23 protein-coding genes and 1 pseudogene are annotated in these 26,079 nt (G+C 71.8%); 8 read left to right on the top strand and 16 right to left on the bottom strand.

Annotation, left to right across the window (positions count from 1 at the left end; all coding sequences use genetic code 11):
• Positions 1–69 precede the first annotated feature (69 nt).
• On the bottom strand, positions 70–1,104 hold the full coding sequence (locus ACZOOI_RS36185; protein WP_465283797.1) for an LLM class flavin-dependent oxidoreductase: 1,035 nt from the start codon (positions 1,102–1,104) through the stop codon (positions 70–72).
• Between the two features lie 259 nt (positions 1,105–1,363).
• Here ACZOOI_RS36185 and ACZOOI_RS36190 point away from each other — a divergent pair, with 259 nt between their 5' ends.
• Complete coding sequence (locus ACZOOI_RS36190; protein ID WP_465283798.1) at positions 1,364–2,260, top strand: Gfo/Idh/MocA family protein; 897 nt, start codon at positions 1,364–1,366, stop codon at positions 2,258–2,260.
• 31 nt (positions 2,261–2,291) lie between these two features.
• Here ACZOOI_RS36190 and ACZOOI_RS36195 read toward each other — a convergent pair whose 3' ends face one another.
• Positions 2,292–3,137, bottom strand: a complete 846-nt coding sequence (locus ACZOOI_RS36195) for an SAM-dependent methyltransferase (RefSeq protein ID WP_391584032.1) — start codon at positions 3,135–3,137, stop codon at positions 2,292–2,294.
• Positions 3,138–3,327: 190 nt separating this feature from the next.
• Positions 3,328–3,600 (bottom strand): type B 50S ribosomal protein L31, encoded by a 273-nt coding sequence (locus ACZOOI_RS36200; RefSeq protein WP_465283799.1) that lies wholly within the window; start codon positions 3,598–3,600, stop codon positions 3,328–3,330.
• Between the two features lie 277 nt (positions 3,601–3,877).
• On the opposite strand from ACZOOI_RS36200, the gene ACZOOI_RS36205 reads away from it, so the two are divergent.
• Entirely contained in the window at positions 3,878–4,675 is a 798-nt protein-coding gene (locus ACZOOI_RS36205; RefSeq protein WP_465283800.1) for a maleylpyruvate isomerase family mycothiol-dependent enzyme, read from the top strand.
• Positions 4,676–4,814: 139 nt separating this feature from the next.
• On the opposite strand, the gene ACZOOI_RS36210 is transcribed toward ACZOOI_RS36205, so the two are convergent.
• From ACZOOI_RS36210 to ACZOOI_RS36220, 3 genes are all read right to left on the bottom strand, one after another.
• Positions 4,815–5,453, bottom strand: coding sequence for an SGNH/GDSL hydrolase family protein (locus ACZOOI_RS36210; protein ID WP_465283801.1), 639 nt, complete (start codon positions 5,451–5,453; stop codon positions 4,815–4,817).
• Positions 5,454–5,578: 125 nt separating this feature from the next.
• On the bottom strand, positions 5,579–5,725 hold the full coding sequence (locus tag ACZOOI_RS36215; RefSeq protein ID WP_465283802.1) for a hypothetical protein: 147 nt from the start codon (positions 5,723–5,725) through the stop codon (positions 5,579–5,581).
• Positions 5,726–5,890: 165 nt separating this feature from the next.
• Positions 5,891–6,526: a hypothetical protein gene (locus tag ACZOOI_RS36220; protein ID WP_465283803.1), complete on the bottom strand. Its 636-nt coding sequence runs from the start codon at positions 6,524–6,526 to the stop codon at positions 5,891–5,893.
• Positions 6,527–6,873: 347 nt separating this feature from the next.
• Here ACZOOI_RS36220 and ACZOOI_RS36225 point away from each other — a divergent pair, with 347 nt between their 5' ends.
• Both ACZOOI_RS36225 and ACZOOI_RS36230 read left to right on the top strand, forming a co-directional pair.
• Positions 6,874–7,476: an HDIG domain-containing metalloprotein gene (locus ACZOOI_RS36225; RefSeq protein ID WP_465283804.1), complete on the top strand. Its 603-nt coding sequence runs from the start codon at positions 6,874–6,876 to the stop codon at positions 7,474–7,476.
• A gap of 108 nt (positions 7,477–7,584) precedes the next feature.
• Positions 7,585–9,732: an MMPL family transporter gene (locus ACZOOI_RS36230; RefSeq protein ID WP_465283805.1), complete on the top strand. Its 2,148-nt coding sequence runs from the start codon at positions 7,585–7,587 to the stop codon at positions 9,730–9,732.
• Between the two features lie 235 nt (positions 9,733–9,967).
• Here ACZOOI_RS36230 and ACZOOI_RS36235 read toward each other — a convergent pair whose 3' ends face one another.
• The 8 genes from ACZOOI_RS36235 to ACZOOI_RS36270 form a co-directional block, all read right to left on the bottom strand.
• Complete coding sequence (locus ACZOOI_RS36235) at positions 9,968–12,058, bottom strand: fibronectin type III domain-containing protein (protein ID WP_465283806.1); 2,091 nt, start codon at positions 12,056–12,058, stop codon at positions 9,968–9,970.
• 107 nt (positions 12,059–12,165) lie between these two features.
• A complete protein-coding gene (locus tag ACZOOI_RS36240; RefSeq protein WP_465283807.1) occupies positions 12,166–14,124 on the bottom strand; it encodes a fibronectin type III domain-containing protein in 1,959 nt (652 codons plus the stop codon).
• A gap of 280 nt (positions 14,125–14,404) precedes the next feature.
• Positions 14,405–15,226 (bottom strand): ABC transporter ATP-binding protein, encoded by an 822-nt coding sequence (locus ACZOOI_RS36245; RefSeq protein ID WP_465283808.1) that lies wholly within the window; start codon positions 15,224–15,226, stop codon positions 14,405–14,407.
• Entirely contained in the window at positions 15,223–16,251 is a 1,029-nt protein-coding gene (locus ACZOOI_RS36250) for an ABC transporter ATP-binding protein (RefSeq protein ID WP_465283809.1), read from the bottom strand. Before ACZOOI_RS36250 ends, ACZOOI_RS36245 begins: the two co-directional genes overlap by 4 nt.
• Positions 16,251–17,126, bottom strand: coding sequence for an ABC transporter permease (locus tag ACZOOI_RS36255; protein ID WP_465283810.1), 876 nt, complete (start codon positions 17,124–17,126; stop codon positions 16,251–16,253). Before ACZOOI_RS36255 ends, ACZOOI_RS36250 begins: the two co-directional genes overlap by 1 nt.
• Complete coding sequence (locus ACZOOI_RS36260) at positions 17,123–18,073, bottom strand: ABC transporter permease (RefSeq protein WP_396006110.1); 951 nt, start codon at positions 18,071–18,073, stop codon at positions 17,123–17,125. The genes ACZOOI_RS36255 and ACZOOI_RS36260 overlap by 4 nt, the downstream gene beginning before the upstream one ends.
• Positions 18,074–18,212: 139 nt before the next feature.
• A complete protein-coding gene (locus ACZOOI_RS36265; protein ID WP_465283811.1) occupies positions 18,213–19,859 on the bottom strand; it encodes an ABC transporter substrate-binding protein in 1,647 nt (548 codons plus the stop codon).
• Between the two features lie 93 nt (positions 19,860–19,952).
• Complete coding sequence (locus ACZOOI_RS36270; RefSeq protein ID WP_465284116.1) at positions 19,953–21,125, bottom strand: C45 family autoproteolytic acyltransferase/hydolase; 1,173 nt, start codon at positions 21,123–21,125, stop codon at positions 19,953–19,955.
• A gap of 224 nt (positions 21,126–21,349) precedes the next feature.
• Here ACZOOI_RS36270 and ACZOOI_RS36275 point away from each other — a divergent pair, with 224 nt between their 5' ends.
• Complete coding sequence (locus ACZOOI_RS36275; protein WP_465283812.1) at positions 21,350–22,249, top strand: MurR/RpiR family transcriptional regulator; 900 nt, start codon at positions 21,350–21,352, stop codon at positions 22,247–22,249.
• 146 nt (positions 22,250–22,395) lie between these two features.
• Positions 22,396–22,780: pseudogene (locus ACZOOI_RS36280) on the top strand (response regulator transcription factor); the annotation flags it as partial.
• Here the strand turns inward: ACZOOI_RS36280 and ACZOOI_RS36285 are convergent.
• A complete protein-coding gene (locus ACZOOI_RS36285) occupies positions 22,759–23,112 on the bottom strand; it encodes a hypothetical protein (RefSeq protein ID WP_465283813.1) in 354 nt (117 codons plus the stop codon). The pseudogene ACZOOI_RS36280 and the gene ACZOOI_RS36285 sit on opposite strands and share 22 nt — an antisense overlap.
• A gap of 225 nt (positions 23,113–23,337) precedes the next feature.
• Between ACZOOI_RS36285 and ACZOOI_RS36290 the strand changes: the two genes are divergently transcribed.
• On the top strand, positions 23,338–23,769 hold the full coding sequence (locus ACZOOI_RS36290; protein ID WP_465283814.1) for a nucleoside deaminase: 432 nt from the start codon (positions 23,338–23,340) through the stop codon (positions 23,767–23,769).
• A 241-nt stretch (positions 23,770–24,010) separates the two neighbouring features.
• A complete protein-coding gene (locus ACZOOI_RS36295) occupies positions 24,011–25,423 on the top strand; it encodes an aminotransferase class I/II-fold pyridoxal phosphate-dependent enzyme (RefSeq protein ID WP_465283815.1) in 1,413 nt (470 codons plus the stop codon).
• Here the strand turns inward: ACZOOI_RS36295 and ACZOOI_RS36300 are convergent.
• The gene (locus tag ACZOOI_RS36300; protein WP_465283816.1) at positions 25,402–25,968 is read right to left on the bottom strand and encodes a dihydrofolate reductase family protein; all 567 of its coding nucleotides are present in this window, start codon (positions 25,966–25,968) and stop codon (positions 25,402–25,404) included. The two genes, ACZOOI_RS36295 and ACZOOI_RS36300, sit on opposite strands and share 22 nt — an antisense overlap.
• Positions 25,969–26,079 lie beyond the last annotated feature (111 nt).

Here is a 26,079-nt window from a genome sequence, read left to right on the forward strand (position 1 = left end):
CGAATCGCATCGCGCCTCCTGCCGGGACCCGGCGGGCCGTCGACCGGATGCCGTCGCCGACCGTCCGGGTCAGTCGAACGCCGGGATCACCTCGGCGCCGAACAGCCGGATCATCGAGGCCAGTTCGTCGAAGGAGCCGCGCGTGGACACCGGGCTCGCGCCGGCCGGCAGACCAGCGCCGAAGGCGGCGTGCACGTGGTCGCTGCCGGTGAGGTCGCGGTAGCGGGTGATCTGGGCGATCACGTCCTCGGGGCCGCCCCACAGCAGGCGGTCGTGCGCGATCTCCTCGGCGGGTACGTGCTCGCCCGCGTCCAGGCGGCGGAACAGGTCCCGCTCACCGGCGTCCTCGGCCGACTCGCGCCAGTGCTCCAGCAGGCCGCCGACGTACCCGGGCAGCACGTCCTCGGCCACCGTGCGCCGGTCCTTGCCCAGCCACGCGTAGCGGCGCAGCACCCAGTCCGGACGTTTGGCGTGCGTCGCGCAGGCCGCCCGGTAGACCGCCAGGCAGGACCGGGCCCGGGCCAGCGACTGCACCGGGCCGCACAACCACGCGTCGCCCAGCCGTGCGGCGCGCTCGACGGCGGCGTCGGCGACGCCCGCCACCCACAGCGGGATGTTCTCCTGGATCGGGCGCGGGTGCACGGTCAGTTCGGGGAAGGTGTGGAAGCGGCCCCGATAGCCGACATTCTCCCGGGTCCAGAGCAATCGCAGGATCTCCAGCGCCTCCTCCATCCGCGCACCCCGGGTACGGAAGTCGGATCCGTGCGCGGTGTACTCCAGCGGCCACCAGCCCAGCCCGACGCCGAGGGTGACCCGGCCGCCGGAGATCTCGTCGATCGTGGCGACCTGTTCGGCGACCCGCACCGGATGGTGCACCGGGAGCTGGAAGATGCCGGTCCCCACCCGCAACGTCTCGGTGCGCGCGGCGACGGCGGCGAGCAGGGTGAGCGGATCGCTCATGTTGCCCGGCATGAAGTGGTGGTGGCCGACGGTGGCGGTGTCGAATCCCGCCTCCTCGGCGATCCGGGCGAGCGCGAAGGTCCGGTGGTACGGCTGCGCGTTGCCGGGATCCCGAAGCACGGGCAGCGACATGGAGAACCTCATGTGGCCGGAAGCTAGCAGCGTCCTCGCAAGCTCTCCAGGGCCGTGCGCCGCCGAGGGACGGATCGGAAGCCGGGCCGTGCGCACCGGGCCGTGCGCACCGGGTGCCGGGAAACCGGGTCGTGCGAGTCGGGCACGGCCGGCCCCGGGCGGGCCCGACGAGCCACGCCCGGGCCGCGCGCATGCGTGGCGTGGCCGGGCGGGCTCGGCTCGCCGGTACGCTCGCTCGGCGGGGTCGGCGGTGCGGGTGGCGGAGGCGAGGATGACGATGGTCGAGCGGGTCGCGGTGGGTCTGGTCGGGGCCGGTCCATGGGCGAGTCAGGTGCATGCACCGGTCTTCGCCACCGGGCCGGAGACCCGGCTCACCGCGGTGTGGGCACGCCGTCCGGAGGCGGCCCGGGAACTCGCGGAGTCCTACGGGGCCCGGGCGTGTGCGGAGTTCGACGAGTTGCTCGACCGGTGCGAGGCGGTGGTCTTCGCGATCGCCCCCGAGGCGCAACCCGCGCTGGCCGAGCGGGCGGCCCGGGCGGGCAAGGCGGTGCTGCTGGAGAAGCCGATCGCCGGCGACCTGGACACCGCCCGCCGGCTGGCCGACGTGATCGGCGCGGCCGGTGTCGGTTCGATGGTGGCGTTGAGCGCACGATACGCGCCGCGGGTACGGGACTTCCTGGCCCACCTGGAGAGTGCCGAGACGCCCTGGCGCGGCGGCCGACTGGCCTGCGTCACCGACGCGTTCCTGGACGGTCCGTTCGCCGCGTCGCCGTGGCGGCAGACCCGGGGGGCGATTCTCGACGTGGGGCCGCACGCGTTCGACCTGATGAGCGTCGCGCTGGGCGACATCGTGGACATGCGGGCCGATTCACCCGGTGCCGGCTGGACGGCGGTGCAACTCGTGCATGCCGGCGGCGCGGTGTCCCAACTGGTGCTCTGCTGCACCGCCGTGGCCGGCCACCGCTACGACGTGGAGATGTACGGGTCGGCCGGGGCCACCGAGCTGAACCTGTCCACCGCGATCGACGGGGCCGCGTTCGCGGTGCTGCGCGCGGAGTTCGCGAGCCTGGTGCGCGACGGGGGCGAGCACGTGTGCGACGTTCGCCGCGGGCTGTATCTCCAGGAGGTCATCGCCCGCGCCGAAGAACAACTCGCCGCGGCACGCTGAACCGCGCGCCGCGACGATCACATGTGCCGGCTCAGGCCGTCGGCTTCCGGGCGATGCCACCGGCCATCAGCTTCTGACCGACGGTCAGCGGCTCCTCGACCGGCTCCTCCGGCCGCCACTGCGGCAGGAACACCACGCCCGGCTCGACCGGTTCGAGACCTTCGAAGTACGCCGAGATCTCCTCGATGGTGCGGAAGCGCCCCGAACCCAGGTCGGTGAGCAGCGCCTTCTCCAGCGCGACCGCGTCCGGGCTGGATGCGCAGAAGTGCGTGAGGAAGAGGAAACTGCCGGGCGGCAGCGCCTTCTTGTACGCCTCGACGATCTGCTCCGGGCCCTCGTCGTCGTTGAGGTGGTGCACGACACCCACCAGCATCAGCCCGATCGGCTGGTCGAAGTCGATCAGCGCGCGCACGTCCGGGTGGGCCAGGATCTCGGCCGGCTCGCGCAGGTCGGCGGTGACCACCGTGGTCCGGTCGTTCTCCGCGAGCAGCGCCCGGCCGTGCGCGAGCACGATCGGGTCCTTGTCCACGTAGACCACGCGGGCCTCGGGCGAGTGGGCCTGGGCCACCTGGTGGGTGTTCTGCACGGTGGGCAGGCCGGAGCCGAGGTCGAGGAACTGCCGGATGCCCTGCTCGGCCATGTACCGGACGCCCCGCCCGAGGATCGCCCGGTTGTACCGGCCGACATCGCCGATCTCCGGGACGATCGCCAGCGAGGCCTCGGCTATCGCGCGGTCCACCGGATAGTTGTCCTTGCCGCCGAGCACGGCGTCGTAGACCCGGGCGATGCTGGGCATGGAGATGTCGATGCCGACCGGTCGCCAGTCGTCGTCCGGCTCGACCGGAGCGTTGCCCGCCGTTTGCGAGTCGTCTGCCATGAGGCTCCAACCGTGGGTTGAGTGATCATCGGTTCCCGTTGGCGGTAAGCCTATTGGTGCCCGACCCGGTTTTGTTGCCCGGGGCAAGGATCAACCGCAGTGTTTCCGTCCGCGCGGCGGCGGCGAACTCCCGTGCCACGGGCGGACGTCCGTCCCGGACGCAGCCGTGCCCGGGCAACGACGGCCCGACTCAGCTCGGATCGGCCCGACCTTCACCGCCCCGATCGCCGTAGCGGCGCTCGAACTTGGCGATCTCGCCCTCGGGGTCCACCGGACGGGCATTGCCGGTGTAGAACGGATGGCTCTCCGAGGAGATCTCGACGTCGATCACCGGATAGGTGTTCCCGTCGTCCCATTCGATGGTCTGTTCGCTGACGGCGGTCGACTTGGTGAGGAAGGCGTATCCGGCGGACCGGTCCCGGAAGACGACCGGGCCGTACGCGGGGTGCTTGTCCTGCTTCATCGTTGCTCCCTTGTCGCTTTCCGGTGTGGCATCGGGCCCAACGCACGACGCACCCGGGTTCTTCCGTCAGCCTCGCGAACAATGCGGCGCCCCGCGAGAGCGGTGAGCCGAAAGGTGTACCCGCCCGCCGTCACCGCCGCCGACGCCGCGCGGGCCGGGACCTTCGCCCACCGGGTGCGCGGATCGGGTCCGCGAATCCGGGCGGACAATCGGGGCCTCGGGTACCGAATCGGTCGCTGTGCTCGCCCGGCCCCCGGCGGGGTCCAATAATCGAGGGATGGACCACATCAGCCATTTCCGCCGCGAGGTTCGTGCGTTCGAGACCGCCGCGCGGCGGACCCTGGACGCCGCCGAGGCGCCCGTCGTGCCGTCCTGCCCGGATTGGACGATGTCCGACCTGGTCGTGCACCTCGGCGGCGTGCACCGTTTCGTGACCCGGATCGTCGTGGCCGGACTCGCCGAGCCGCCGCCCGTCACCGACATCGACATCTACGCGCTGCCCGAGGACCGCACCGGCTGGCCGGACCCGGGCGGCGCCACCCCCACCCCGGGCCCGTTGCCGGCCGGTCTGGTCGACTGGTTCGCCGCGGGGGCAAGCGAGTTGGCCGAAGCGTTCGAGCGCACACCGGCGGCGAGACCGGTCTGGACCTGGTCCGCCGAGCAGAGCGTCGGCTTCTGGCTGCGCATGCAGACCATCGAGGCCACGGTGCACCGCTGGGATGCCGAGCACACGCTCGGCACCGCGGTCCCGGTGGACGCCGAACTCGCGGTGGACGCGATCACCCAGCACTTCGAGGTGATGGTCCCGGCCCGGCGCGACCGGCGGCAGGCCCCACCCGGATCCGGCGAGCACCTGCGGTTCCGGCGGACCGACGGCCCGGGCGACTGGGCGGTGCGCTTCGTCGGCGACGAGGTCCGGTTCGGCCCGGCCGAGGGACCGGGTGACGTCGAACTGGCCGGTACGGCATCGGACTTGGCCCTCTTCCTGTGGGGCCGCATCCCGGCCGACCGACTCACCGTCACCGGCGACCCCGACGCCATCGACCGCTACCTCGCCCTGGTCCCGGCCGTCTAGGGCCCATCTTCGATCCCGCGTCGGGCTCCGCGGCGTCCGGTGCCGTGCATCGGTGCGCCGCACCGGCCCGATCGCGGGCTCCGGGAGCAGCGGTCGAGCACGGCGGGACACCACGAACCGGCGGCGTCGGGGCGGGCCGTCAATCCGTCGGCGGGGCCGTGTCCGTGGAGGTGGCCGAGACCCTCGGGAAGGGGCGCGGGTAGTGCACGCCGAGATGGAAGCGATCGGCGAGGACGTCCGCGAAGGCCGCCGCGATCCGGTACTCGCCGGCCTGGTTCGGGTGCAGGCCGTCCCCGGTGTGGTCGGCCGCGACGAATTCGGCATCGGTGGTGGCCACCACGATCGGCGACTCGTCGGTGTTCAGTTCGGCCGCGATGGCATCGATGCGGGCGTTGAAACTCGCCGCGCGGGCGGCGAACTCCGGGTCCGGGCCCTCCTGATGGGTGGGCAGCACGTGGCCGAGCACGATCCGCAGGCGCGGGTTGGCCCGCCGGGCGTCGGTGATGAACGCGCGCAAATCCGTCTCGAACCGGGTCGGATCCACCGTCGGCCGCAGGTCGTCGACCCCGAGCAGGATCAGCAGGTAGTCGGGCCGGTGCTCGGCCACCTCGGCCTCGATGTCGCCGAGCGGGTCCTTGGACCCGACCAGGTCGAGCCGCACGTCGTGGGCGCGCAGGTGCCGCCACAGTCGATAGCGCCAGGTGCGATCGCCGCTGCCGACGTGACCGATCGAGTCGCCGGCGATCATCACCGGGACCTCGTGTCTCGCGCCCGTCATCGTGCCTCCCGGGTCGATCCACCGGCCGTGTCCGGGCAGCGGTCCTGTCCACACGGTAGGTTCGCCGCGCGCCCGGCGCCGGCTCGGCTACCGCGAACGGGTGGTGCCGGGCCGGACGCCGTCCGTCATTGCGACGCCTCGCGCAGCAGCGCCGGCAGCGGCCGGTGGTGCAGGATGTCCAACCGGGAGACCGCCCTGGTCGGCACCACGTACAGCCGGCCCGCCCCGCGTGTCTCGGCGGCCACGATCGCGGCCGGCTCGACCACCACCACGTGGTCGTACTCCAGGCCCTTGGCCCGCCTCCTCCGAACGTTCGGTGCATGCGTACAGCCGGGCCACCAGACTCGGGGTCGCTCATGCGCGGCACCCTACGCCGACCGGCGGCACCTGCCGCCCGGCCCTGCCGGGCTCCGAGGCACCGACCGGCAGCAGCGCCGCTACGCCGCGTCCACCACGCCGATCTCGCGCGCCCGAAGGCCCGCGAGCACCACGTCCGCCACCGAGCGCGATCCGCAGCGGTCGATGTCCACCACGATCGCGTGCCGAGGATCGGCTTCGACCGCGATCGCGACATGGGCCTCCGCGATGCGCTCCAGCGCGCCGCGGCGGGTCAGCCAGCCCCGGTCGTCGGCGGAGAGCACCTGCTGCGCGGACAGCCGGTCGCGCAGCGTACGGGCCGACGCGGTCAGGTGGACCGTGACCGTCGGCTCCTCCAGCACGGCCCGGTATTCGGCGACCTGGGCGCTGAGCCGGCTCCCGTCGGCCCGGTAGATCACCGCACCGTCGGCGGCGACGCCGGCCGCCCACGTGTGCACGATCACCGGCCCGGCCGAGCGCCGGCGCTTGACGAGCGCATCGGCCCGCAGCAGCCCGGCCAGACCGACGCCGTATCCGGCGCGGGCGCCGAGGCGGATCGATTCGGCACGCCCGGCGATCGGTGTGCAGCCGAGCGCGGCGCCGAGGGTGTCGGCGAGCGCGGCGCCACCCGCGCCGGGCGGCCCCTCGATCGCGATGAACGTGTGGTGATCGGTGCGCCCGGCGGGAGCGGGCCCTGCGAGCGTGGTCGGGGTCATCGCGGTGTCCTGGTTCGCTGGGATGGCCGTCGGTCGCGGACGGACCCAGCGTGCGAGCACGTCGCCGGCCGTCGCCCCTCCACGGTGCCTGATCCCGGGATGCCCCCGCAGGATCGACCGGGCGAACATCAGGCAACCACGAGGGTACCCGTCGGAGCCGCCCGACACCGAACTCGCGCTGCGTACAGGCACATTGACCCTCGCACACCGCGCATTCCCGGACCATCCCGGCCCCGCCGCGCCGGAAGCGTGTCCGCGCACCGGCGCCGACGGCCGGCGCCGGGCCCGCCACGCTGATCCGCCGCCCATACGGACAAACCCGACGGTCCCTCGGTTAGGCTCCCCGGATGTCACAGCTTCCGACGGTCGCCGAGATCACCGCACTGCACAGGGCGTACGCACCGACCCGAGCGGTCTTCGAGAAGGTGCACACACATTGCGTGATCGTCCGGCGGATCGCCGAGCAGTTGGCGACCGGACCCGGCGGCGCCGGCGTCGACCTCGACCTGGTCCGGGCCGGGTGCCTGCTGCACGACATCGGGGTCTACCGGCTCTACGACGAGGAGGGCCGGCTGGACGGCGCCAACTACGTGCGACACGGGCTGCTCGGCGTGGAGATCCTGCGCAAGGAGGGCCTGCCCGAGTCGCTGCACCGGTTCTGCTCGTGCCACACCGGCGTCGGGCTGACCCGGCACGACGTGCTGCGCCAACAGTTGCCGATCCCGGTGGACGACTACCTCGCCGAGTCGGCCGAGGAGCGTCTGGTGATGTACGCGGACAAGTTCCACAGCAAGTCGAACCCGCCGCGGTTCCTGCGCCCGGACACGTTCGCCGCGAAGATCCGGCGCTTCGGGGACGACAAGGTGGTCGCCTTCCGGGAGCTGGCCGAGGAGTTCGGCACGCCCGAACTCGAACCGCTCGCAGCCGAGTTCGGGCACCGCATCACCTGAGCCGGGTCGCGCCCGGACCGGTCGGCCCGTCGGGTGTCACATTCGCCGCCCGCCTCGTGTCAGCACTGTGACCGAAGCAGCGCACCACGAGACCCCTGGCGAGCGACCATGACCACGCAGACCTCCCCCTCCGCCCCGGCGGATCGACCGGCCGGCGCACCCTCCCCCGCGCCGCCGCCCACGCTCTTCGGGCGCTACGCCGCGTTCGTCGCCGGACGGCGCTCGAAGTGGGTGGTGCTGGTGTGCTGGCTGTTGCTGATCGGCGTCGGCGGGTCGCTGGCCGCCAAGCTCGGTTCGGTGCAGAACAACGAGCAGCAGACCTGGTTGCCGGCGGATTCCCAGGCCACCCGGGCGCTGGACATCGCCGACGAGCACTTCACGAACAAGGGCATCCTGACCGCGGTCGTGGTCTACACCCGCGATCGGGGACTCACCCCGGGTGACCTGGCCCGAATCGGCGAGGATCGCAGCCGGCTGCGCGAGCGACGGATGGCGGCGGCGGAGATTCCGGACGTCGTGGTGTCGCAGGACGGCAAGGCGGCCTACCTCACCGTGCCGTTGAAGGCCGACAAGAGCGACAACGCGGTGCTCGGCGACGCGGTCGAGGCCGTGCGCAAGCTCACCGGGGAGGGCGCACCCGCCGGACTCGACGTGCGAATCGCCGGTCGGGCGGGCAACCTCGCCGACTTCATCGACGTGTATTCCGGCATGGACGCGGCGCTCCTGGCCACCACGTTGGCGATCGTGGCACTGCTGTTGTTGATCACGTACCGCAGTCCGGTGTTGTGGCTGATCCCGCTGATCTCGGTGGCGTTGGCGAGTCAGGTCGCCTCCGGCGTGGTGTACCTGCTCGCCCGGTATGCGGGCCTGGTGGTCAACGGGCAGAGCTCGTACGTGCTGGTCGTGCTGGTCCTGGGGGTCGGCACCGACTATGCGCTGCTGCTGATCGCGCGCTATCGCGAGGAGTTGCACCGGCACCGGGACCGGCACGAGGCGATGGCACTGGCGCTGACCCGCTGCCTGCCCGCGATCGCCGCCTCCGCCGCGACGGTGGGCATCGCCACGCTGTGTCTGGTCTTCGGCAGCATGAACTCCACCCGCGGCCTGGGGCCGGTGGTGGCCATCGGCGTGGTGATCGTGTTCTGCGCGATGACCTCGCTGCTGCCCGCGTTCCTGGTCGTCCTGGGTCGCTGGGTGTTCTGGCCGCTGATCCCGCGCCACACGGTCGGGTACGAGGGCGTGGGTGTGGAGCGCGAACACGGCGCATGGGCCCGGGTCTCGCGCGCGGTGGGCCTGCGGCCCCGGCCGATCTGGATCGGCAGTGTGCTGGTGCTCGCGGCGCTGGCGTGCGGCGCACTCACGCTGGGCAGCGGGCAGACCGCGGGTGAGCAGTTCACCGAGCGGGTCGACTCGGTGATCGGGCAGGAACGACTCGCCGAGCACTTCGCGGCCGGCTCGTCGGCTCCCGCGGACGTGTACGTACGCAGCGAGGGTGCCGCCGCGACGGTGCACATGTTGCCGGCCGTGCCCGGGGTGAGCTCGGCGACCGAGGTGGCGAGCGCCGACGGGTGGACGCACATCGCGGCGGTGTTGCGGGACAGTCCCGACACCCGGGCCGCCCGGGACACCGTCGAGCGGATCCGCGCGACGCTGCGCTCGGGACCGGCACAGACCCGCTCGGCACTGGTCGCCGGGCAGAGTGCGGTCGCGTTGGACACCTCGCAGGCGCAGGGCGAGGAGGAGAGGCTGTTGATCCCGCTGATTCTCGCTGTGGTCCTGCTGATGCTCGTGGTGCTGCTGCGCGCGCTGGTCGCGCCGGTCGTGCTGCTGCTGTCGGTGGTGCTCTCGTTCGGTTCGGCGGTGGGTGCCGCGGCGCTGATCTATCACGCGCTGGGCTACCCGCGGATCGACCGTGGGCTGCTGCTGTTCGGCTTCCTGTTCCTGGTCGCGCTGGGTGTGGACTACACGATCTTCCTGATGACCCGGGCCAGGGAGGAGGTCCGGGTGCGCGGGCACCGCGAGGGCGTGCTCACCGGGTTGACCGTGACCGGCGGCGTGATCACCTCGGCGGGCCTGGTACTGGCGGCCACCTTCGCCGCGCTCACCGTGATCCCGACGGTGAATTCGCTCCAGCAGGGCGTGTTGGTCGCGGTGGGCGTGCTCCTGGACACCTTCCTGGTCCGCAGCCTGCTCATCCCGGCGCTGGCGCTGGAGATCGGCCCCCGGTTCTGGCGACCGGGACGTGCGAAAGACTGAACCGTCGCAGGCCGACCTACGCAGCGTCGATCATCCGAGCGAGCCGATGCAGAGCCGGCGCGAGGCGAACGAACTCGCGGGCCGCTAGGTGTTCCGCGACGGCACCTGGCCGGTTCCGTAGCGCGAACGCGCGGCGACGTGCCGGGTTGACCGGCCCGCCGCCGGTCTCTCGTGGGTGCCGGCGGCGGGGGTCGTCGGGGGCTCGGCTGCCGGGGAACGGCGGCAGCCGAGCGGCTCAGCTACCGAAGTAGTTGTCGAAGTTGCGGGAGAATTCGAGGTTGTTGAAGCGGTCCCAGTTGATCGACCAGGTCATCAGTCCGCGCAGGTTCGGTCGCACGCCGTGGGGTGTGTAGCCGCCGCAGTTGCTGCCCTTGGTCAGGCAGTCGAGGGCCTTGTTCACCTCGGTGGTGGACACCCAGCCGTTGCCCGCCTGCACCGAGGCCGGCATGCCGATCGCGACCTGGTCGGGTCGCAGCGCCGGGAACACGTTGTTCGTGTTGCCCGCGACCGGGAAGCCGGTGAGCAGCATGTCCGTCATCGCGATGTGGAAGTCGGCCCCGCCCATGCTGTGGTACTGGTTGTCCAGGCCCATGATCGAGCCGGAGTTGTAGTCCTGGACGTGCAGCAGGGTCAGGTCGTCGCGCAACGCGTAGATGACCGGGAGGTATGAGCCGCACCGCGGGTCCTGGCCGCCCCACTGGCCGGAGCCGTAGTACTGGTAGCCCATCTGCACGAAGAACGTCTCCGGCGCCATGGTGAGCACGAACCGGCTGCCGTACTTGGCCTTGAGCGTCCTGACCGCCGAGATCAGGTTGACGATCACCGGCGTGGTCGGGTTCTTGAAGTCGGTGTCGCCGGTGTTCAGCGACAACGAGTGACCCTCGAAGTCGATGTCCAGGCCGTCGAGTCCGTACTCGTCGATGATCCCGCCGACCGATTGCACGAACTTGTCCCGGGCGGCGGTCGTGGACAGTTGCACCTGGCCGTTCTGCCCGCCGATCGAGATCAGCACCTTCTTGCCCGCCGCCTGCTTGGCCCGGATGGCGGCCTTGAAGTCGGCGTCGCTCTCCACGCTCGGGCACTCGGCGACCGGGCAGCGCACGAACCGGATGTCGCCGGAGGTGACCGAGGTGGGCTCGCCGAAGGACAGGTTGATCACGTCCCAACTCGCGGGCACGTCGGCCATCCTGGTGTAGCCCGCGCCGTTGGCGAAGCTGGCGTGCAGGTAGCCGACCAGGGCGTGCGCGGGCAGTTGGCCGCCTCCGCCGTCGGTGGCGGTGGTGGCGGTGACGGCCGCCGACTTGGCCGACTCGCCGGCCGAGTTGCTCGCACTGACCTGGAAGCTGTACGCGGTGGCCGGGCTCAGTCCGGTCACCGTGGCGCTCGGGCCGGTCACCGACTGGGCCAACGTGCCGTTGCGGTAGACGTTGTAGCCGGTCGCGCCGGGGACCGCGGTCCAGGTCAACGGCACGGCCGTGGTGGTCGGGGTGCCGGCGGCGAGGCCGGTGGGGGTGGCCGGGATCTGGGTGCCGCCGCCGGTGGTGGTCGCGGTGACCGTCGCCGACCTGGCCGACTCGCCGGCCGAATTGCTCGCACTGACCTGGAAATTGTAGGCGGTGTTCGCGGTCAACCCGGTGACGTTCGCGCTCGTCCCGGTGACCGACTGCACCTTCGTGCCGTTCTGGTACACGTTGTAACCGGTCGCGCCGGAAACCGGGTTCCACGACAGCGGCACACTCGACGAGGTCGGCGCACCGGCCGCCAGGCCGGTGGGCACCGCCGGGATCTGGGTGCCGCCGCCGGGGCCGGTCAGCGACAGGTCGTCGGCGTAGTAGGCGCCCGTGCCGTACCAGCCGTGCGTGTACAGGGTCACCGACGTGGTGTTCGCGCCGGTGCGGAACGTGGTGGTCAGTCGGGTCCAGTCCGGTGCGGAGCCGGTCCACGTGGACGGGTCGGTGGTGCCGGTGCCGGTCGCGCCGAGGTAGACGTAACTGCCGCGCACCCAGCCGGAGATCACGTAGTCGGAGGAGGGCTGCACGGTCACGGTCTGCGCGCAGCGCGCGTTGTCGCTGCCGGCCGGGGTCGCCTTCAGGGCCGAAGTCCCGGCGTGTACGGGGGTACTGACGGTCGCTCCGCTGCCGGCGCTGCAGGTCCAGCCGGTCAGGCCGGATTCGAAGCCGCCGTTCTGGACGAGTTCGGCGGCGTCCACGGCGTCGGCGGTGCCGCCGGCCGCGGTCAGCATGGCTGCGGTCAACAGGGCGGTGCTTGCCGCGGCGACGAGGGGGCGCAGCCGCTTGGGGGGACGAACGCTGGTGGATCCGGACATGGGATTCCTCGCGTGGTCGGGACGGAACGGAGCGGGGCGCCCGGGCCGGTCGCGTGGTCCGGCCCGGGCGCTAAACGCCGTGCGCTGGTGCGCTGGTGCGCCGAGCGCTACGGGAGCGTGTCGAGGTGCGGGCCGACCGTGTTGGAGAACTGGTTGCCGTTCAGGGCGTCCCAGTTGGTCGACCAGGTCATCGCGCCGCGCAGACCCGGGTAGGTCTTGCTCGGCTTGAACGTCCCGCAACCGGTGCCCTTGGCGAGGCAGTCGAGCGCGTTGTTGACCACGCTCGGCGAGACGTAGCCGGATCCGGCGCCGCGCGGGGAGGCGGGCAGGCCGAGGCCGACCTGCGAGGGGGCCAGGCCGCCTTCGAGTTGGATGCAGGCGAGGCCGGTCATGAAGTCGACCGTGCCCTGGCTGTACACCTTGCCGTCACAGCCGAGCATCGCGCCGCTGTTGTAGTACTGGGTGTTGACGACGGTCAGGATGTCCTTGATCGCCAGCGCGGTCTTGAAGTACTCGGTGCCGGTGGACTGCATGTCCAGCGTCTGCGGCGCCATGGTGATCACCAGGCCGGGGCCGACCTTGCCGGACAACGAACGCAGCGCCTGGGACATGTAGGTGGAGTTGATGCCGTTTTCCAGGTCGATGTCCACGCCGTCGAAGCCGTAGTTCTGGATCAGCGTGTACAGCGTGTTCGCGAAATTGGTCGCCGACGCGGAGCTGTTGACCGAGACGGTGCCCTTCTCGCCGCCGACCGAGATGATCACCTTCTTGCCGGCCGCCTTCTTGGCCGCGATGTCGGCCTTGAACGCCGCCTCGGAGTAGTTCAGCGCCGGGTCCAGGGTGAACGAGACGCCGCCCGGGGTGCCGGTGGCATCGGCGAACGAGACGGCGATGATGTCGTATTCGGCGGGCACCTGGGCGATGGTCTGGATGGTGGCGCCGTTGTTGAAGTTCTGCCAGTAACCGGTGAGCACGTGCTTGGGCAGTTGGCCGCCGCCCCCGCCGCCGGTGGTGGTCGCGGTCACCGCGGCCGACTTGGCCGACTCGCCGGCCGAGTTGGTGGCGCTGACCTGGAAGCTGTAGGCGGTGTTCGCGGTCAGACCGGTGGCGGTCGCGCTCGTCCCTGTGACCGACTGCACCTTCGTGCCGTTCTGGTACACGTTGTAGCCGGTCGCGCCCGAAACCGGGTTCCACGACAGCGGCACGCTCGACGACGTCGGCGCACCGGCGGCCAGGCCGGTGGGGGTGGCCGGGATCTGGGTGCCGCCGCCGGTCGTGGTGGCGGTGACCGTCGCCGACTTGGCCGACTCGCCCGCCGAGTTCGTCGCGGTGACCTGGAAGTCGTACGCCGTGTTCGCGGTCAGACCGGTGACGGTCGCGCTCGTCCCGCTGACCGACTGCACCTTCGTACCGTTCTGGTACACGTTGTAACCGGTCGCACCGGGCACGGAACTCCACGACAGCGGCACGCTCGTGGCGGTCGGCGCACCTGCGGCCAGCCCGGTGGGGGTGGCCGGGATCTGGGTGCTGCCGCCGGGGCCGGCGAGCGTGATGTCGTCGACGAAGTAGGCGGGTTGGCCGTACCAGCCGTGCGTGTAGACGGTGACCGAGGTGGTCGAGGGGCCGGTACGGAACGTGGTGGTGAGTTGCTGATACGTTCCGGCACCCGGTGTCCAGGTGGACGGGTCGGTGGTGCCGGTGCCGGTGGCGCCCAGGTAGACGTAGCTGCCCTGGACCCAGGCGCTCAGTGTGTAGGCGGAGTTCGGCAGCACCGTGACGGTCTGTGTGCATCGGGCGTTGTCGGCACCCGCCGGGGTGGCCTTGAGCGCGCCGGTACCGGCATGCGTCGGGGTGCTCACCGCGGCGCCGGAACCGGCGGAACAGGACCAGCCGGAAAGGCCGTCCTCGAAGCCGGGGTTGCTCATCAGGTTGTCCGCGGCCTGTGCGCTGCTCGCGACGGCGACGGTCAGACCGGCGCCGGCCAGGGTGAGCGCCGCGAGTGCGGCCAGGGTGGGGTGCCCGCGGCGAGGGGACTTCGCCTGCGGAACATGCGAAACGCGTGCCACTACTGCCTCCGTGCGTGGAGAAGCGATGTGGGTGGACGTGGTACCGCCGGATGCGCGTCAGCCCGCCCTGCGCGCATATTGGTCTAGGCCAAAGTGGTCCAGACCAATAGAGCGTGTCAAGGTTTTCCACCCGATCCGACTCCGTTTACCTCGCCGTCCCCAACCGGTTACGCTCCGCAGCGCCCCGATTCCCGTGCCCACGCCCTGATTTGCCGCCCGTTCCGGTCCCGGCGAGCGCACCGGCCGGCGCGCCGCCCACACCGGACGCGCCGCACGCGCCTCACCCGGCGAGTTCCCTGCGCAGTGCGCCCACCGCGGCCGGGTCCCAGCCCGGCCGCGGCGCGGACCCGACCAACAACCGGGTGTACGCGTGCCGCGGGTCGGTCAGGATGTCGGTGGTCGGTCCCTGTTCGACCGCCACGCCCCGATAGAGCACCAGAAGGTCGTCGGTGACCTGTTGCACCACCGCGAGGTCGTGGCTGACGAACACCAGCGCGACGTTCGTCTCCTTGCGCAATTCGGTGAGCAGGGCCAAGATTTGCGCCTGGATCGACACATCCAGCGCGGAAACCGCCTCGTCCAGCACCAGGACCCGCGGGCGGGCCGCCAACGCCCGGGCGATGGACAACCGTTGCCGCTGCCCGCCGCTGAGCCGATGCGGTCGAGCGTCGGCCTCGCGGGTGCCCAGGCCGACCTGGTCGAGCAGTTCGCGCACCCGTTTGTCGCGGTCCGCCTCGCCGTGCAGGCGCAGCACGCCGGCCACGCACTGGGCGGCGGTGAGCCTGGGATCCAGCGAGACGTACGGATCCTGGAAGACCATCTGGATCTCCCGGGCCCGACGCAGCCGTTCCGCGGCACCCCGGGCGCGCGGCGCGCGCCGATGTCCGTCCACCGCGATGGTGCCCGCGTCCGGACGGACCAGGCCCACCAGCATCCGCGCGATCGTGGTCTTGCCCGAGCCGGACTCGCCGACCAGGCCGAGCGAACCGCCCGGCGGCACGGTGAAGGAGATGTCACAGGCCGCGACCGTGCGCTCGCCGCGCCGGCCCGGCAGCGCGAACTCGCGGCACAGACCGTGTACTTCCAGAGCCGGGGTGATCATCTGCGCACCTTCTCCACGGGGTGGTCCAGATCGGTTCGGCGGCACATCACGCTGCCGCCGTCGTCGAGTTCGCGCGCGACCGGCCGCCAGGTCTCGCACGCGGTCTCCGCCACCGGGCAGCGCGCCACGAACGGACAGCCGGGGAAGGCGTCGTCCAGCGACGGCGGTCGGCCCGGGATCGGCCGGATCGGGCGCGGGTCGCCCAACTCGGGCGTGCACGCCAACAGGCCGGCCGTGTACGGATGGCGCGGATCCTCGAACAGCCGCTCTGCGGTCCGCTCCTCCACGACCCGTCCGGCATACATCACGTACACCCGGTCGCAGTAGGCCGCGGCCAGGTGCAGGTCGTGCGTGATGAACAGCAGGCCCAGGCCGCGCCCGGTGCGATGCTCGCGCAGGATGGCCAGGATCTCGGCCTGGGTGGTCACGTCCAGCGCGCTGGTCGCCTCGTCCGCGAGCAGCAGTTCGGGGTCGCCCGCGAGCGCCGCCGCGATCACCACCCGCTGGAGCATCCCGCCGGACAACTCGTGCGGGAACTGCCGCAGCCGCTCGGCCGGGCGCACGATGCCCACCGCCTCCAGCAGCCGCAGCGCCTCGGCGTACGCCTGCGCCTTCGGCCGGCCCAGGGTGTGGATCAGCCGCTCGGTCAGGAAGTCGCCGATCCGACGCACCGGATTGAGCGAGGAGCGCGGATCCTGGTGCACCATCGCCACCCGACGGGCCCGCAGTTCACGCAGGTCGCCGGCGTCCAGGGTGAGCACGTCGCGCCCGGCCACGCCCACCCGACCGCGGATCTGCGCATCGCGCGGCAACATCCGCAGCACGGCCTTGGCGGCGGTGGACTTGCCCGAGCCGGACTCGCCGACCAGACCCACCACTTCGCCACGATCCACTCGCAGGCGCACGGCGTCGAGCACCGGACGCCGCGCCCCGACGCCGGGCAGCTCCACCGTCAAGTCCTCGATGTCCAGCAGCGCATCGAGGCCGGGTGCGGTCCGCACCGGGTCCTTCTCGTGGTGGGTCATCACCGTTCCCTCACCCCCAGGCGGTCGGAGATCCGCACGCCGACGACATTGAAGGCCACCACGACCAGGGCGATCGCGGTACCGGGTACCAGGGCCGGCCACAGCGCGCCCTGGACCAGCGCGGCCTGCCCCTCCTTGACCATCAGGCCCCATTCCGAACTCGGCGGCTGCGCGCCGAAGCCCAGATAGCTGAGGGTGGCCATGCCCATCAGCACCTGACCGAACATCAGCACCAGGTAGCCGATCAGCGACGGCGCCAGGTTGGGCACCAGGCGCCGGGCGCAGATCGCGAATCCGCCCATGCCCTGCACCCGATAGGCGTCGATGTAGGGCTTGGCCCGTTCCGCCAGCGCGATGCTGCGGGTGTACTTGGCCACCACCGGCGAGTAGGCCAGCGCGAGTGCGATCACCGCCGTGGTCAGCCCGTCGCCGAACACCGACACGATCAGGATCACGAACAACAATCCGGGAAAGGCGAACATCACGTCGGTCACGCGCGAGACGAAGGCGTCCACCCAACCGCCGTGCCAGGCGGCCAGCGTGCCCAACGCGATCCCGATCACCGACGCGAGCGCGAGCAGCGCCAGCGGCGCCACCAGGCTCGGGCCGGCCCCGTGCAGCACCCGGGAGAGCAGGTCGCGCCCGGACTGGTCGGTGCCCAGCACGTGTGCGCCGTTCGGCAGCGCGAGCGAGGCGTCGAGGTCGATCGCGTCCGGTTCGTACGGCGCCACCAGCGGCGCCAGGATCGCCAGCGCCGCGGTCAGCAGCAGGAATCCGGCCGCGATCCGGAACGAGATCGGCCAGGTCCGCTTGGGCTTGGCCGGCTTGGGGGACGCCGCCGGCACCGGCGGCGCGGCGGCTTGGAGGAGGGTCATGCGGCGCTTCCTTCGAGGCGCACCCGCGGATCGATCAGCGGGTGCACGAGGTCGACGAGCGTGGTGACGAGCATGTACGCGAGCACCATGAGCAGCAGTACGGCCTGGGTCACCGGGAAGTCGTGCGTGTTGATCGCCTGGACCAGCAGCGAGCCCATCCCGCTGATCCCGAACGCGGTCTCCACGACCACGGTGCCCGCGAACAGGCTCGCGGTGATCAGGCCGCACATGGTCACCACCGGCGCGAGCGCGTTGCGCAACACGTGTCGGCGGATCACCTTGAACTCGGACAGTCCCGCCGCGCGGGCCACGGTGACGTGGTCCTGGGCGAACTGCTCCAGCATGCTCTGCCGGGTCACCCGGCTGACCACGGCCAGTTCGCCCAGCGCCAGCGAGAGCGCGGGCAGGGTCAGGTGGTAGAGGCGGTCGCCGAAGCCCTCACCGGCGCCGGTGACCGGGAACCAGCCCCACTGCACGCCCAGGAAGGCGACCAGGGCCAGCGCCTTGACGAACTTGGGGATCGACGCGAGCAGCGTGGTGACCGCGACCACGACCGCGTCGACCCGCCCGCCGCGCACCGCGGACCACACGCCGAGGGCGACGCCGACCACGACGAACAGCACGGCCGAGTAGGAGACCAGGAACAGCGTGGTGGGCACGCGCGAGGACACCAGGTCGGCGACCTGGTCGTGGTACTGCATCGAGCGGCCGAGGTCGCCGTGCAGGACCCCGCCGATCCAGTCCCCGTACTGCACCCACAGCGGGTCGTCGAGGTGGTAGGCGGCCCGGACGGCGGCCAGCTTCTCCGGCGTCGCGTCCTCCTGGCCGCCGACCAGGAACGCGGCCGGGTCGCCGGGGGCCGCATAGATCGCGCCGAAGATCACGAAGGACGCGGCGAGCAGGGTGACGAGCAGCCCAAGGGTGATGCGCAGGGCGCGGGCGGGCATGGGGGACACCTCCGAGGGCGAGGGCCGGTCTTCGATTCCGCGTCGTGGTGCACGGCGCGGGATCGAGGAGAGGGCCTGGGAAACGGGCCGGTGCGCCGGCCGGGCATGGGTGCCGGTACGGCCGGCGCAACGCGAGAGATCAGCCCTTGGCGCCGAGGTCGGCCAGCCACGGGTAGGCGACGTTGGCCATCGACGCGGGCGCGCCGGTCAGCTTGGCGCTGGTGATCAACACGTTGGGCACCTGGACCAGCGGCAACCACACCGCGTCCGCGGTGAATCGGCGCTCGGCCTCGACCAGCAGCCTGGCCCGAGCGGCGTCGTCGGTGGTGCGCAGCGCCTCGTTGACGATCCTGTCGTACTCGGGCGAACTGAAGCCGACCCAGTTGTTGTTCGAGCCGGTCAGCGCGTTGTCGTAGAAGCCGGCCGGGTCGGCCTTGGAGATGTACCAGTCGTCGGCGAACATGTCGACGCTCTTGCGCAGCGCCTGGTCGGTGTACAGCGAGGTGAAGTCGGCGCCGGACATGGTCTTGATCTCGGCCTTGAGGCCGATCCGGCGGGCCGCGTCCACCACCGCGTTGGCGATCAGGTTGCGGGTGGGCGTGCCGTCGTTGGCGACCACGATGGTCGGTGCGGCGGGGCCCAGTTCGGTGATCAGCTTCTTCGCCGCGTCCAGGTCGGCGGCGGTGGGCTGGGCCGGGGCGCCCTGGAGCGCGTCGTAGCCGGCCTGGAAGGTGGCCTTCTCGTAGCCCCACGCGCCCGGCCCCAGGGGGGTCTTCCACGGCGTGGCCAGTCCGGCGAAGGCCGCCTTGGCGATGCCCTGGCGGTCCAGCGCGAGCGAGAGCGCACGCCGCACACGCGGGTCCTTCATCCCGCCGCGCTCGGTGGGGATCAGCGTCCAGGCGCGGGAGGAGGAGCCGTACGAGACGGTGAGTGCGCCGTTGCCGGCCAGCGGCGGGACCGCGCTCATCGTGGTCAGGTAGGTGCCGTCGGCGGCGCCGGTGGTCATGCTGTTCACCATGGCGTTCTCGTCCGCCCAGCCGAAGGTGGCCGAACGCACGAGCGGCTTGCGGGACTTGTCCCAGTAGCCGTCGTAGCGCTCCAGGGTGATCCGGCTGCCGGCCTTCCACTCCTTGAGCGTGTACGGGCCCGAGCACGCGTCGGTGCGGCCCGGGGTGCCGTAGTCCTTGCCCGCGGGCTCGGCCTGTTCGCGATCGAGCACGACGCCCGCGTTGCCCGCGAGCGCCTTGGTGAACAGTGCGTCGGGCTCCTTCAGGCGCACGGTGACCTCGGCGTCGCCGGTGCGTTCGATGGAGCTCACCCGCTCGAATTCGTCCGATTCGTTCTTCCCGTCCGCGGCGTGCCGTTGCAGGCTCCACACCACGTCGTCGGCGGTCATCGGCGAGCCGTCGTGGAAGGTGACGCCGGCGCGCAGCTTGAGCACGAGCGTCGTGGGGTCGGTGTAGGTCGCCGAGTCGGCCAGGTGCGGACGCATGCTGAGGTCGGGCTGGGTCTGGAACAGGCGTTCGCAGACGTTGGCGAGCAGCGCGTTGGAGTCGCTGTCCGAGCGCACGTCCAGGTCCAGCGACTTGGGTTCCTTGGCCAGCAGCCACTTGACGCTGTCCACCGCGCCGGTGGCCTTGGCGGTGGTGTCGGTCAGCGCGAGGTCGGCGGGCTTGCCGGGGGTGCCTGCGGCGGGGTTGCCGCCGGCGGTCTTGTTGGAGCACGCGGTGCTCAGGCCGAGCAGGGCCGCCAGGCCGAGCGCGGCGAGGGTGCGAGTGCGGGACATGCGACTCTCCGGGGGGTGCGGGGGGGGACGGTGGGCCGATCGCCGGCGTGGAAGCGGGCGGGTGGTCGGGCGCCGCGGGAGCGGGCGGTTGGGTCAGGCGCCGCCGGGACCGTCGTGCAGGTTCCAGGGCAGGAGTTCGTACTCGTGATCGCACGGGGTGCCGGCGGTGACGCGGTATTCGCCCGTGGTCAGGTCGACGCAACTGGACAGGAGCGTCGCCCACTGCCGGACCGCCGGTCGGGCCGGGTCCGGGTGGGTGCACAACGATTCGGGGTGGCCGAGGTGGTCGGACATCGCGGCGTGGATCAGCTTGCGGGTCTCGGCCGGGTCGCCCGCGTCCCGGCAGCGCCGCAGGCCGGCCTCGGCGCGCGGGACCCGAAGCAATGAATCCGGGGCGGTGGGGCGGTAGTTCGCGGCCAGTTGGGTGGGCATGAAGGCCTGGTAGTGGTTGCCGTGCACGAGCAGGCCGTCGGTGGGGTACATCCAGCCGTTCGCGCCGGGCGTGGTCTCGATGTCGATCGCGAAGCCCGCGCGGTGGGTGAGCAGGGCGTTGCTGGCGATGTGTGCGCGGGTGCGGAAGAGCACGTCCAGCGCCTCGGCCGGGTTGGCGCAGTCGAGCACGCGCCGCCGGATCAGCGTCTGCGGGATGCCGACGGCGTGGTCGAAGCGCCCGCCGAGGCCGTTGGCGTTGAGCGCGAGGCCGGCCGAGTTGGCGCCCTGCCGGCCGACCTGGCCCGCCTCGACCTGCATCACCACGGTGGGCTTGCCGGGCTGGACCACCCGCACGACCATGACCGTCTCGCGCACGCCGTAGCGCCAGTCCCAGTTCTGGCCGGCGTAGACGTGGCCGTCGCCGGAGGCCGGGTCGAGCAGGGCGAAGGAGGTGCAGCCGTCGGGGTTCTCCGGCGTCCGCGGCTCGGCCGACGCGTCCGGTGTGCCCGGCGCGTCCGGTGCTCCCATCGCGGCGAAGGTGTCGTCGTAGATGATCTCGCCGCGGGCGTTGAGGGCGAGGATGTCGAGCAGGCCGAGGCCGGCGCCCTCGGCGATCCCGGCCATCTCCTCGACCAGGTCGGGGGCGAAGGCGCGGGACGGGGCGAGCCAGTGTTCGGCCCGGTCGGTGACCTGACGCCAGGTCAGGCCGCCGGCCGCGCCGAATGCCTCGGCGTAGTAGTCGACCGCGGAATGGATGAGCGCGCTCGCCCCTTCGCCGTACTGGCGGCCCCTGGTCCGGGGCTCGCCGCCGATCTCGATGGTCGGAAGGGACACGCCACTCACGTCGTCTCCTGGGTGCTGGGGGTTGGGCGGGCGGGCGGGTGCTGCACGCTGTCCTGGGGCACGCCCCGGGTGCCGCGAGCCTCGTGGCGACCGTTCGTCGTCCCGGGTCGGGTGGTTCGACCCACGGGCTTCGTAATGTTCATTACGAGTTCGCGGTAACATGTATTGCTTGTTTCATGAGGAGAGTAATGGTTGATACCGGGGAGTCAAGAGGCGTGAGCGAACAACCGCAGAATCCGGCGCTGGCCCGACTCCGGGCGGCGATCCGTGATCAATGGGCCGACCTGTCCCCGGCCGAGCGGAACGTGGCCAGATATCTGACCAACTGCTCCCCCGAGCAGGTGCTCTTCGCCAGCGCCCAGGACCTGGGCGCGAGCATCGGTGTCAGCAACGCCACCGTGGTGCGTACGCTGCAGCGACTGGGCCTGGGCGGCCTGTCCGCGCTCAAGCGCGACATCGCCGCGGACTTCAGCGCGGACGTGGCCCCCGAGGTCCGGGTCCGGCAGCGGATCACCCAGGTCGGCCAAGACCTCGACGGCATCCGCGCCCGGGTCTACGACGAGGCGATCGAACGGCTGGAACACGGCCGGGCCAACCTCGACGCGACCGCCTTCCGCCGGGCCACCCAACTGCTCGCCGACGCCGGCGAGGTGCTCGCGTACGGCGTCGGCGCCTCGGAACTGGCCGGCCGGCATCTCGCGCTCAAGCTCAACCGGATGGGGCGGCGAGCCCGCTTCGTCGGCACCACCGGCTTCGCCCTGGCCGACGAGCTGCTCGCGCTGCGTCGCCGGGACGTGGTGGTGATGTTCGTCCCCGGGCGCTTCCTGCGCGACATGGAAGTGCTTCTGGACCGCGCCCACGTGGTCGGCGCCGGCATCGTGGTGGTCACCGACGAACTGGTCGAGCGCCTGGCCGACACCGCGGACGCGGTCCTGTACGCACCGCACACCCCGACCGGCATCACCGCCGAATCGCTGGCCGCGATCGTGCTCAGCGACGCGCTGCTGCTGGCCGTGGCCTCCCTGGACGAGACCCGATCGGTCGAGCACTCCCACCAACTGACGGCCCTGCGAGCCCAGTTGCTGGAACCCAAGGAGGGCCGACCCAGGCGCTGAAAACGGGCCGGCCCCACCGGGCCGGGCTCTGCCCCGGCGTCAACCGACCGGGCGGCCGGCGCAGCGGCGGATCACACGTCGCGCCGGCCGAGGACGGCGGTCGCGGCGCACAGCGCGGCGACCGGCCACAGGGCGAGCGCGAGCCACGATCCGGCGCCGGCGGTTTCCTGGTCAAGGACCTGGTGCTGGAGGACATCATCGCGGCGGTCCGGGTGGTCGCGGCCGGGGACGCGCTGATCGCCCGCCGTCACCCGACGGCTGATCGCCGAGTTCGTCGATCGTGCCCCCGCGCACACGCGGCGAGGCCGCCGGGAGGGGGCCCTCGGGGTCGCCGGGATCGCTGGGATCACCGAGCGCGAACGCGAGGTGCTGACGCTGATCGCGCGCGGCAGATCCAACGGCGAGATCGCCGCCGAACTGCACATCGGCATGGCCACGGCCAAGAGCCACGTGGCCCGCCTGCCGGCCAAGCTCGACGCCCGGGACCGGGTGCAACTGGTCATCGTGGCCTACGAGTCGGGGTTGGTGTGAGTCGATGGGCCGACCGGCGGGTGGGCGGGGTGGGGTGACACGGGGGTCGGCGCCGTGGCTCGCGGTGTCGGGCGGCGGCGGTGGACGACGATCAGGATGTCGGTCCACGCCACGCCCGCCGCCACCGCGCACACGGCCGCGGCCAGGATCCACAGGCCGCGGGCATCGGCCAGATCGGTGTCCGCGGCCACGGCGCACAGCGTGGAGGCCACGATCAGGATGGGCATGGCGATCCCGGCGGGGGCCAGCCGCGGGCCGAGCCGGTCGAACCCGGCGGGCGGTCGGCCGCCGGAGCCCCGAGGCGTAGTCGTACGGGAGGCTGAGGCAGTCATGGTCGAAACCTACCCGGCAATGCCGCGTAGGCACTCCGACCGACGCCCTGACCACCCCGCCTGATCGTCGACGCCCTCGGCACCTGGGCCCGCCCGGCGCCGAGACCGTCCTCCTTGCCCCGTACGGCGGCGCCCCCGCCGGACGCGCCGGCCCTAGGCTGCTCGGCAGGCACTCGCCGCGGAGCCGGCGCGGTTCGACACCACCCGCACGGGAACGGAGCAGTAATGACCAACACACCCGACGACCACACCCTCCTCCGGCAGGCCATCGCGCTCGCCGCCGAGGCCCGCGCCAACGGCAACCCGCCGTTCGGATCGCTGTTGGCGGGACCGGACGGGAAGGTCCTCGCGGAGGAGCGCAACACAACGCTCACCGACAGGGACATCACCGCCCACCCGGAACTGAAGCTCGCGAGATGGGCCGCACGCGAGTTGGACGCGGCCACGGCGGCGGAGACCACGATGTACACGAGTTGCCAGCCGTGCGAAATGTGCGCGGCGGTCATCCAGCGGGCGGGCCTGCGCCGGGTGGTGTTCGCGCTGTCCAATGAACAACTCCTGGACATCAGACCGAGCAGCGGCCAACCCCCCGTACCGCAGGTCGGCCCGGCGCTGCTCGAAGAGGTACGCGACGTGGTGGCGGGGTACTACCGGTAGCCATCGGGTAGGAACGGGGGATGTGGCACCCGGCCCGCAACGGCTGAACACCGCATACCCACCGGTCCTTTGCATCGCTCGCACCCCGGGAACCTCACGTTTTGCTCAGATGCCGCCCGCCGGCCCCGTTCACCTCCTAGCCTCGTCGCCAACCCGGCGGCCCGGGCGACGCGTGGCATCTCGGTGATGTGCCGGTGGATACCGCGCTCCGGGTCGGCGGCCGACGGGAGAGGGGCCCGCGATGACGCACATCGGTGGCGAATCGACCCCCGACGGCCCGAAGTCCGCACCCACGGACCCGATCCTGCGCTCGGCGGCCCTGCTCGACGCGGTGGCCGGCCGCCACCCGAAGGCGATCTCGTTCGCCGGCCGGCTCCCGTACGGTGACACCGCGACGGACCCGCCGACCGCCGGCGGACGGGACGCGCTGTTGCGGGTGTTGCGGGTGCTGCGCGGCTCGGATCGGGACGTGGTGCTGACGGTCGCGCCCGCCTACCTCGGGCTGATCGGTGCGGCCCGGCGGGCCGACATACCGGTACTCCCGGTCGCGGACGGCCCGCGCGGCGTCGACCTGGACGACCTCGCGGCGCAGGTCCACGGCGCCCGCGCGGCCGGTCTGCGTCCACGCGCCCTCTACGTGGTCCCGGACTTCGCCAACCCGTCCGGGATCGGCCTGGACCGCTTCGCCCGGTGCGAACTCTTGGCCACTGCCGCAGAGTTGGGCCTGCTGCTGCTCGAAGACGACCCGTACGGCCTGAGCCATGTCGCCGGCGATCGCCGACCGCCGACACTGGCGGCCCTGGACACCCGGCAACGCGTCGTACACGTCGGCTCGTTCGGCGAAACCGGCCGGCCGGGTCGGCTCGGCCGCAGCGGCAACCCGGCACACCTGCTGAACGGCCTCGCCGCCCGGTTCGGCCGGGGTCCGGCCGCGGGTCGGGTGCACTGGAGCAGCCCGGACGGAGGCTTCCTCGTCGTGCTGACCGTGCCGTTCGTGGCCGACGACGAGCTGGTGGAGCTGTCCGCCCGCGAATACGGCGTGGTGTGGACGCCGATGGCGCACTTCTACCACCCCGGGATCGGACCCACCCACCGCCTGCGGCTGTCCTGCGGCACGCTCGACCCGGCCACGATCGACCACGGCCTGGACCGCCTCGCGACCCTGATCGGCGACCGCACCGGCCCCTTCACCACGATCGACCGACCCACCGTGCACCGAAGCCCGCCCCGGGTCGGCATCACTCCCGGGCCGGCACCGGATAGACGGATCGGGCCTGCGTTCGGGCGCGTTCTTCGACGTGGCCAAGGACTTCGCTCCCGTGCCCGACGGCCTCGAACGGTGGGCCCGGCACGTATCGCTCGCCATGAACTCCGTCGCCGAAGTCGACGCGATGGCCGAGCAGATCCGCCGACACGGGGTCGAGGTCCGGGGCCCGATCGACCACGAAGGCGTGTGGTACTCGGTGTACTGCTTCGACCCCAACGGCGCGCACCTGGAAATCACCCACCAGTCCCGCCCGTTGACCGAGCAGGACGCCGCCGAGGCCCAGACCGGGTTCGACGCCTGGCTCGCCGATCGCGCGGCCGGCAGACTTCCGGGCTGAGCCGCCCGGGCCCGGCGGCGGATTGCCGCTACTCGCCGGCTCGCGTGTAGCGCAGCAGCACGGTGCGCGCGTCGAACGTGCGCGAGTCGACCAGGCTCAGCGAGTGGCGGGTGTCGCCGGGCCGGAAGACCGGCTTGCCGCCGCCCAGGATCACCGGGTGCACGAAGATCAGATATTCGTCGATCAAGCCGAGCCCGGTGAGCGAGCCGGCCAGCCCGGAACCGCCGCTGAGCAGGATGTCCTTGCCGGGCTCGTGCTTGAGCGCGGTGATGTCCTCGGCCAGGTTCTTCCCGATCACCTCGGCGCCCCACTCGGCCCGGTCCAGCGTGCTCGAGACGACCACCTTGCGGGTCGCGCGCCAGATCGGCGCGAACCGCAGGTCGTGGGGATCGGTGGAGATGGTCTCGGCGATCGGCCAGTAGCCGGACATCATCTCCCACACCACCCGACCGTACAGGAACGTGTCGGCTCCGTCGTTGAGGGTCTGCCCGAAGTCGGACAGCTCCGGACCCATCATCGCCCAGTCGAATTCGCCGTTCGGGCCCTCGATGCAGCCGTCCAGCGACTGGTGGACCATGTAGAGGATCTTGCGCATTTCGAGGCTCCTGATCGTGCCGGTCTCCGGTGTTCTCACGGGGAGGTCGGAGCCGACCCCCGGTCCTCGACATGTCCGGACGGATTGCCGAGCAAGTTTTCGCCGAGATCC

It is taken from the genome of Embleya sp. L77 (assembly GCF_055557415.1).